Raw genomic sequence first — 8,051 nt, forward strand, 5'->3', positions numbered from 1 at the left:
GCTGCTTTAGCTGCTTCCACCACCTCATCCAAGCTTGCTGACGGACGACCGTAACGCAAATTTTCTAAAATACTGTCATTAAAAATAAACGTATCTTGACTGACCACCCCGATCTGTTGCCGCCAGTCTTCCAAGCAATAGTCTGCTAGAGGACGACCATTGACTAGAATATGTCCTGCCGTCGGTTGATACAGCCCGATGAACAAATCTATAATCGAAGACTTACCTGCCCCCGACTCCCCGACTAAGGCAGTTACTTGATGTCGGGGCAGAGTAAAGGTGAGATTGTTCAAGGCAAGGTTATCATCGTTACTATAGGAAAGGCTTACAGACTTAAACTCAATATCTTCCCTTAGCCGTGTAAACTGCTCCGTGCCCGAGTGCTCAAATACCTTATCCCGCTGGTCTAAAATCGTCTCTAACCGTACCATCCGGGCGCTATTATCCACAAAAGCTGTAATAGTGCCTGAAGTTGCTCTCAAGCGCCCCGATAACCTTTGCAAGGCCAGCAAAAAGGTCAACAACAGGGGTAGGATTGTCGCCTTACCCCCTTCAAATAGTACTGCTGAAGCCGCCAAAATTCCCAGGGCTACCATGGGCAAAGTCTCTAAAATTGGCTCCGGCAGGTAAAAGACCAATGCCCGCTTTTTTAGTTGTTTCTCGATTTTACCTAATATCTGATTTGCCCCCGTTAGTGTCTGTGGCTGGGTACCAAAGGTATGCAACAACCTCAAGGCCTGGATGCTCTGAGTAATATACTTAGCCGACTCCACCTGGCTTGCGGTCACCCGCTTTACCACTCGTCGTAATCGGGGAATCAGCTTGTACTGCACATAAGCCACCGCCAGAATCAGCACCGTTGCCGCCCCTGCCAAGATTGGGGATAGGCGCACGATAATAACCAGGTACACCAAGGAGAATGACACACTCACCACCAGATTGTTGAATTGTGTGATATTTTGATCGACTGCGAAAGCCGCATCATTGGTAAAAAGTACTAGGTCACCGACCTTATAGCGGCTGACACAGCCATAGCTAAAGGTCATAATCCGTTCAAACACTTTCCCCGTCACATAGGGCTGTGCTTTGGCCGATAGGTAAGCTGTGGATACCTTATTGAGATAGTTACTCAGACTTAAGCCGATTTGCAGCACCACTGCCCCAAAGATTAATACTAAAAACATTTGCTCTGGTGGCAAAGGCAGAATCAATGCAAGGGTTTTAGCTATGGTTGGATTGGTTGGTGTGTCTGTTCCAGGGTCATCAGTCCCGGTTAGGTAACCCACGGCCAGATAAATCACACCTAGGGTGCTGCCCTCTAGGAAGGCACTGACGAGATTGGTAACCAGGTTCATCCCAATCAGCCACCAGTTTTTCCGGGCTGTCTCCCCGACCAGACGATAGGCTGGCGATCGGAAATTAGGAATGAGTTTTTTCAGTTTTGTCACAATTACTATTAATTAGTCAGCAAATATATAGCGTTTTAAAATCAGATGTGAAACTAGAATTGAAGGGAACAGGGAACAGGGAACAGGGAACAGGGAACAGGGAACAGGGAACAGGTAAAGAGAGGGGGCGTTGCGTCAGTCAAGTAATGAATCGGAGTAGAGTGGGCATCTTGCCCGCTCGAAAATATATTGAAACTGGCAAGATGCCAGTTCCACGCAAGATGCCCATTCCACGGCAAGATGCCCATTCTACAGGTGCGACCCAAGGGCGCGAGGGATTGCTCGCGCCCTAGGAGGCGCGCACCTACTCTTAAAATCATTCCATTATTCAGCAACGCCGAACAGGGAACAGGTCAAGAGAGGGAGGTGTAGGGAAAGGCTTCCATGCAAAAGGCAACAGACAAGAGATAATCAGGATTTTTTCCCTCTTCCGACTTCTCTGTTCCCTACTCCCTACTCCCTACTCCCTACTCCCTACTCCCTACTCCCTACTCCCTACTCCCTACTCCCTACTCCCTACTCCCTACTCCCTACTCCCTACTCCCTACTCCCTACTCCCTACTCCCCAGAACTATGTACTTAACAAAATCCCAAACTGCTATATACTCAAACCGTTACGGCTGATTTAGCCAAACGAGCTTGCCAGGATTCCACAATTTGCTGAATTGTTTCTTCCAAGGAAACGGAAATATCCCAACTAGGGTAATGCTCACGCATCTTACTCAAATCGGAGTAATAACAGATATGATCGCCAATCCGATTATCTTGTAGATAGGTATAGTGCATCGCTTTACCACTATACTTCTCTGCCAGCTTAAACGCTTCGAGGATTGAACAGCTATTGCCTTTTCCGCCACCAATGTTATAAACTTCTGCAATTCGAGGTGCTTCGATAAAAGCGTGAATAAACCGCGACACATCCAGAGAGTGGATATTATCCCGTACTTGCTTACCCTTGTAGCCAAAAATCTTGTATTCCCGACCTTCCAGATTACACTTGACCAGATAACTTAGGAAACCGTGGAGTTCCACACCGGAATGATTTGGTCCAGTCAGACAACCACCCCGTAAACAAGCTGTGGGCATGTTAAAGTAGCGACCATATTCCTGCACTATCACATCAGCAGCAACTTTGGATGCGCCAAACAAAGAGTGCTTTGATTGATCGATGCTAAAGGTTTCAGGAATACCGTTGGTGTAAGCCGGGTCGTCATAATCCCAACGAGTGTCTAGTTCCTTAAGCTGAATAGTATTGGGGCGATCGCCATACACTTTATTGGTAGACATGTGTACAAAGGGCGACTCTGGACAAGATTGCCTCGCAGCTTCTAGCAAGTTCAAAGTTCCCACTGCGTTGGTATCAAAGTCAGCGAAAGGAATTGCTGCGGCGCGGTCGTGAGAAGGCTGGGCTGCTGTATGTACAATCGCGTCTGGCTTGAGCTGCGCCATTAGGTCTAAAATACCTTTGCGATCGCGTATATCGAATTCATGATGAACAAAATCTTGAATTGTCTCTTCCAACCGTTGCTGATTCCAGCGTGTATCCCCTTGGGAACCGAAGAAAACAGCCCGTTGATTATTATCAATACCGTGAATTTGCCAACCTTGCTGAGCAAAGTAACCACAAACTTCAGACCCAATCAATCCTGAGGAGCCTGTTACCAGTAATTTTTTCATATAAAAGCTTAATTGTTTAGGTAAATAATCTATAGTGAAACTAATAAGCTCAAAAAGCGATTCATCGTTAACGCTTCTCTAACTGATATAGCAGAAGTCAGAAGTCAGAAGTCAGAAGTCAGAAGTCAGAAGTCAGAAGTCAAACTCTTGCGCTTATTTAGTTTTGATACTTTTGTCATGTCCTAACTGCCCTGGCGACTGCTATATCTTGCACCTTGAATTAAAAGCTCTAAAATTTAGGAGTCACTAGTCAGTAGTTATTATGCATCAAAAATTAATTCCCATTTAAATGGGAATTAATCAGCGTTTGAACAGCAATAATATTCTCAGAAGTGTTTAAAATTAAAACGTTAAACACTTCTGGGCAAGAGGCAAAATGCCAAAGTTTGTTTTAGAAACTCTTAAAGAATAAACTCAACTGATTGCCTCTGTTATTAATCAACTCTACTAGTTGACGACTCTTACCTCTTGCCCTTGGCATTTTGCCTATACTTTAGCTAGTAATTTATCATAACTACTCATAAACTAAAAAACTAAATCGCCCCAAAATCCTTAATCCCATGAAAACCAATTCGTTTAGACTGGCGACGGGTAAACTCTCCCACTGAAGAGTTGCCATTCGGATCAATCACCCCTGTTACCTGCTGCCATAACTCAGCAGGAGCCAAAGATACCTTATAAATGCGATCGCTTTTCTTGCACACGTGATACCACTTGGTTTCCTGGCACTCACTACACCAAAAAGCCTCTAGCCATTCTCCTTCGATCGCTACTGTGGTTTTACTGGCTATCAGCATCAAGGCATATTTTTGTTTAACACCACGCGCCTGAAGTTGTCCTGGCCGGTCAGCAAACAACCGATACTTCTGACTAACGCTATCAAGGTAGGAACCATGAATCGGACATAAAATAGTTCTTCGTTTAGAACGCTTCCGGTTCCGTTGACATCGTTTGGTTTGAGGTGTTGATTGACTCATTTTATAGGGGTTCTAAATTCGGTGATAAACTTTTGGGATTTTAGGGAACAGGGAACAGGGAACAGGGAATAGGGAGCAGGGAGCAGGGAGCAGGGAGCAGGGAGCAGGGAATTTAGAATTTGGAATTTAGAATGCGCGAATTTAGAATCGGAAACAGGGAGTATGGTGAGTAGGGATAAGAGTATGGGAAATGTGGTAAGGCAATGGTAGAACAGGCATCTTGCCTGTGCCCCAAAAGTAGAACAGGCATCTTGCCTGTGCCCCAACAGTAGAACAGGCATCTTGCCTGTGCCCCAACAGTAGAATAGGCATCTTGCCTGTGTCCCAACAGTAGAACAGGCATCTTGCCAGTGTCCCCAACGGTAGAACAGGCATCTTGCCAATGTCCCAACGGTAGAACAGGCATCTTGCCTGTGCCCCAAAAGTAGAACAGGCATCTTGCCTGTGCCCCAAAAGTAGAACAGGCATCTTGCCTGTGCCCCAAGAGTAGAACAGGCATCTTGCCTGTGCCCCAAGAGTAGAACAGGCATCTTGCCTGTGCCCCAAGAGTAGAACAGGCATCTTGCCTGTGCCCCAAGAGTAGAACAGGCATCTTGCCTGTGCCCCAAGAGTAGAATAGGCATCTTGCCTCTTGCCTTGCGCGTAGCGCTATAGCTTACCCTGAAACTTTTCTCCCGACTCCCGACTCCCGACTCCCGACTCCCTATTCCCTATTCCCGACTCCCGACTCCCTACTCCCTACTTCTGCAAGAAGTCCCATGAATTCTCGCAAAGCCACACTAGAACCAAACTGCCATGCCCTATTAATGTATTGGGGAATGGTTTCTTTCACCGGGAAATTTGGAAAAATTTGGCTAGTTTGAACCTCTAAATAGCGATCGCTTTCAAATCGATAGATATGAATTGTGTCAGCTTTGTAAATCCAAACTTCTGGAACAGCTAGGGGAATGTAGTCATTAATATCAGTAATTGAAGTCAGGTCAATTTCTAGGGCGAGATCCGGTGGTGGATCTTGGCTCAGGTCTAGTCGTCGCTTTCCTAAAATTGCTTGATAATTTTGGATGTAGAAACAAGCATCTGGCTCCACTCCAGGCATCCCCGCTTTCCGAAGGGTAATCGGATCAAAGCTCTGCCAATCTCTTCCTTGATACCGTAGCAGTGCTTTAACTAAGTCAGTCAGTATATTCATATCGCAAAGGGAGTAGGGAGTAGGGAGTAGGGAGCAGGGAATGCGCGAATTTAGAATCGGGAATCGGGAATCGGGAATCGGGAATCGGGAATCGGGAATCGGGAATTGGGAATCGGGAATCGGGAATCGGGAATCGGGAATCGGGAATTGGGAATCGGGAGCAGGGGGGAGAAGAGTGTAGAACAGGCATCTTGCCTGTTGCCTCAAGTGTAGAACAGGCATCTTGCCTGTTGCCTCAAGTGTAGAACCGGCATCTTGCCTGTGTCCCCAGTGTAGAACAGGCATCTTGCCTGTTGCCTCAAGTGTAGAACCGGCATCTTGCCTGTGTCCCCAGTGTAGAACAGGCATCTTGCCTGTTGCCTCAAGTGTAGAACCGGCATCTTGCCTGTTGCCTCAAGTGTAGAACAGGCATCTTGCCTGTTTCATTTTATTCAAAAGCTGATAGCTGATAGCTGATAGCTGATAGCTAAAACTCTTCCCCCTACTCCCTACTCCCTACTCCCTACTCCCGACTCCCTACTCCCTACTCCCTATAATTACAAATCATCAGGATTAACCCCAAGGCTACGCAATCGTTCTGCCAATCGTTCAGCCCGTTGGTGTTCCTGTTCAGCCCGTTCTGCTGAAGTTGGAATCCAATTACCAGCTTGATCATACCAACGCAGCCACAACCCTTCTGTATCTTGATATTTCCCCTGCCAAACGCCTAACCCTAATTCCAGTCTTGGAAACCAAAATTTCGGTTCAGAAAGTTCTACTTCCTGATACTGTATGGGCATTAATTGAAACACCCGCAACTGGTTATCGTAACGGTCAAAAACCACATAGTAAGGAATCCGCATATATTGCTCATAAGCTTGCCATTTAGTAGGTGGCTTGTTCGCAGACCTTAGGGTTTGTCCTAAATCTTCCGCTTCCGTACCTGGTGATAGGAGTTCCACTACCAAAAATGGTGCTTTTCCTTCCTGCCAAACCACATAACTCCAGCGCAGGTCTTGTTGTTGTTGAGCGGGAGTCACACCCAATACCAGAAACCAATCCGGTCGCTTGTGCCATAAGGAATTACGGCTATCGTAATATAAATTCAGGTCTGTACCAATGAACATTTCCTCCCTAGGGTAGTTGGGAGGTAGGCAAGTTTCTCGCAATAGCTGGGGTTGGAAGTCATGAAATTCGTCAGGCAAACCAGGCTCCTCTGGGTCTTCACTAGGTAGATCATACATAGTGGGCATAGTTTCCCTGGGAGGACGGGGTGGGTCAGTTTGGTACATGATCCTCTGTTGAACCTGATAGTTTGAGCATAGCATTTTGATTTAACTTAAACAGAAGCTAATCGCGCTACAAACTCTTGATGCATCTCGGAATCTATCCCTTCTTGCAATACCGCCAACACCTGCTGCATCTTTCCAGCTAATAAAGCCTCCACCCCTAAGCGCAATCCAGGAAACACCTGGCTACTCAATATACCTGCATCTGGCTGCTGTTGCACATATTCCCCTTCGCGCAACACATACCAGCGAAACTTCCGCTCCTGGGTTAGCCAAACTAAATACTCTTTCACTCCATTCCGACGATAGGCTCGCAGCTTATCATAGAGGTCATAGGAAGCACTACTAGCGGCAACCTCCACAATCAACTCCGGCGCACCTTCAATGTAATCATCCTCACTAATTCGCGACTGTCCACCTTTGTCTTGTTCAATGCGCAACAAAGCGTCTGGTTGGGGTTCATTATCAAAATCTAGCCGCACTGTAGAATTGTCACACAGCATAATGCCAGGGGTTGCGGCTTCATATGTCCCTAGCCAGGTAATAATCCTACCATGAGGTTGACCATGCTTATTGACCCTAACTGGTGATGCCACGTAAACTACCCCCTCAATTAACTCCGCCTTCCTAATTTCAGGCATTTGATGATAGCGTCGTTCAAATTCTACTCTACTTAAGCGATCGCCATTTTCCAGAATAGGTAGTTGAGTTATTACGGGAGTAGGGGATTTCACCACAAGACTTGCTCCATAAAATTTATACCAACATCTACCAATTATACGACTTGTGAGGTACAAATGTCTGGGTTTTAGGGAGCAGGGACTGAGGCCGTAGGCCACGCGGGGCGCGTTCGGAGCAGGTAAGAGGCAAGAGGCAAGAGGAACCCACCCCTAACCCCTCCCAGGAGGGGAAGGCAAGAGGCAAGAGGCAAGAGGCAAGAGGCAAGAGGCAAAAAATCCTTTGTACCTCATAGCTGTGATAAACGCTATAGGTCATGAACAATGTAAGTATTCAGCTAATAGCTGATAACTAATACCTAATACCTAATACCTAATACCTGATAGCTCATAGCTTACCCTACTCCCTACTCCCTACTCCCTACTCCCTACTCCCTACTCCCTAAAATAAAATAATAGACATACTCTCCCCCTTAATCACTTTCCTGCTGTTGACATCACAACTAATGAAAAGTGGTGTGGGGAGAGACTGAGATCAACAGGACCATCGAAGCCCACTCCTAAACGTAAGGATCTAGATAGTAATAACTAGCTAGTATTTAATTTTAGCGGTCAGTGGTCAGTGGTCAGTGGTCAGCGGTCAGCGGTCAGCCTATGGGCTACGCGCATGAGCTGATAGTTAATAGCTGAGAGCTGTTCGCGTAGCGTGCGCGTAGCGCTAATCGCTGATAGTTAATAGCTGATAGCTGATAGCTGATAGTTAATAGCTGATAGCTGATAGCTGATAGTTAATAGCTGATAGCTGATAGCTGATA

General features: G+C 46.4%; 10 protein-coding genes. 1 reads left to right on the top strand and 9 read right to left on the bottom strand.

Translation table 11 applies throughout. From position 1 onward, the window contains the following. From F6K57_RS32815 to F6K57_RS32840, 6 genes are all read right to left on the bottom strand, one after another. Positions 1-1,448: ABC transporter ATP-binding protein (locus F6K57_RS32815; protein ID WP_293072194.1), on the bottom strand; the 1,448-nt coding region annotated here is incomplete at its 3' end. A gap of 53 nt (positions 1,449-1,501) precedes the next feature. Next, positions 1,502-1,768, bottom strand: coding sequence for a hypothetical protein (locus tag F6K57_RS32820; RefSeq protein ID WP_293072195.1), 267 nt, complete (start codon positions 1,766-1,768; stop codon positions 1,502-1,504). 286 nt (positions 1,769-2,054) lie between these two features. Next, the gene (locus tag F6K57_RS32825; RefSeq protein WP_293072196.1) at positions 2,055-3,125 is read right to left on the bottom strand and encodes an NAD-dependent epimerase/dehydratase family protein; all 1,071 of its coding nucleotides are present in this window, start codon (positions 3,123-3,125) and stop codon (positions 2,055-2,057) included. A gap of 533 nt (positions 3,126-3,658) precedes the next feature. Then, on the bottom strand, positions 3,659-4,102 hold the full coding sequence (locus F6K57_RS32830; protein ID WP_293072197.1) for a hypothetical protein: 444 nt from the start codon (positions 4,100-4,102) through the stop codon (positions 3,659-3,661). After that, positions 4,099-4,725 (bottom strand): hypothetical protein, encoded by a 627-nt coding sequence (locus tag F6K57_RS32835; RefSeq protein WP_293072198.1) that lies wholly within the window; start codon positions 4,723-4,725, stop codon positions 4,099-4,101. Before F6K57_RS32835 ends, F6K57_RS32830 begins: the two co-directional genes overlap by 4 nt. Positions 4,726-4,805: 80 nt before the next feature. After that, positions 4,806-5,513, bottom strand: coding sequence for a Uma2 family endonuclease (locus F6K57_RS32840; protein ID WP_293072199.1), 708 nt, complete (start codon positions 5,511-5,513; stop codon positions 4,806-4,808). Between the two features lies 1 nt (position 5,514). On the opposite strand from F6K57_RS32840, the gene F6K57_RS32845 reads away from it, so the two are divergent. After that, on the top strand, positions 5,515-5,694 hold the full coding sequence (locus F6K57_RS32845) for a hypothetical protein (RefSeq protein ID WP_293072200.1): 180 nt from the start codon (positions 5,515-5,517) through the stop codon (positions 5,692-5,694). Positions 5,695-5,827: 133 nt separating this feature from the next. Here the strand turns inward: F6K57_RS32845 and F6K57_RS32850 are convergent, their stop codons facing one another. From F6K57_RS32850 to F6K57_RS32860, 3 genes are read right to left on the bottom strand one after another with little or no spacing between them, the layout of a single operon-like run. Beyond that, complete coding sequence (locus tag F6K57_RS32850) at positions 5,828-6,562, bottom strand: Uma2 family endonuclease (RefSeq protein WP_293072201.1); 735 nt, start codon at positions 6,560-6,562, stop codon at positions 5,828-5,830. A gap of 47 nt (positions 6,563-6,609) precedes the next feature. Further along, positions 6,610-7,296 (bottom strand): Uma2 family endonuclease, encoded by a 687-nt coding sequence (locus tag F6K57_RS32855; protein ID WP_293072202.1) that lies wholly within the window; start codon positions 7,294-7,296, stop codon positions 6,610-6,612. Positions 7,297-7,327: 31 nt separating this feature from the next. Next, positions 7,328-7,555: a hypothetical protein gene (locus F6K57_RS32860; RefSeq protein ID WP_293072203.1), complete on the bottom strand. Its 228-nt coding sequence runs from the start codon at positions 7,553-7,555 to the stop codon at positions 7,328-7,330. Between the last annotated feature and the right edge of the window lie 496 nt (positions 7,556-8,051).

It is taken from the genome of Moorena sp. SIO4A5 (assembly GCF_010672005.1).
Taxonomy (GTDB): Bacteria; Cyanobacteriota; Cyanobacteriia; order Cyanobacteriales; family Coleofasciculaceae; genus Moorena.